The organism is Paraburkholderia sp. SIMBA_027 (assembly GCF_046535315.1).
Classification (GTDB): domain Bacteria; phylum Pseudomonadota; class Gammaproteobacteria; order Burkholderiales; family Burkholderiaceae; genus Paraburkholderia; species Paraburkholderia tropica.
In genome coordinates this window covers 1-275 of sequence record NZ_JAWRWY010000491.1, presented here as the reverse complement: position 1 = coordinate 275, position 275 = coordinate 1, and the positions used below count along the sequence as shown (strand labels likewise).

1 protein-coding gene is annotated in these 275 nt (G+C 63.3%); it reads left to right on the top strand.

From position 1 onward, the window contains the following. The coding region (locus SB764_RS39955) for a RidA family protein (RefSeq protein WP_410866741.1) at positions 1–225 on the top strand (225 nt) is incomplete at its 5' end. Between the last annotated feature and the right edge of the window lie 50 nt (positions 226–275).

The following is a 275-nucleotide window of genomic DNA, read 5'->3' as shown; positions in this document are numbered from 1 at the left end:
CGCGAGGAACTCGGGTCGTTGGATGCGGTCAAGGGTATCGCCCGGATCGGAGGGTATGTCTCAGCAGGGGAAGGATTCGTGGATGCGCCCGCCGTCATCGATGGTGCGTCCCAACTCGCCCTCGATGTCCTGGGAGAAAAAGGGCAACATGCGCGGTTGGCAATGGGAGTCGCCTCGCTGCCGCTGGGGGCATGCGTCGAGATTGAAATGACTGTCCTGTGCTAAGGGCAGCCGGGCAGACTCGAGCCCGCAGCCTCACGACAATCGGCAACCCG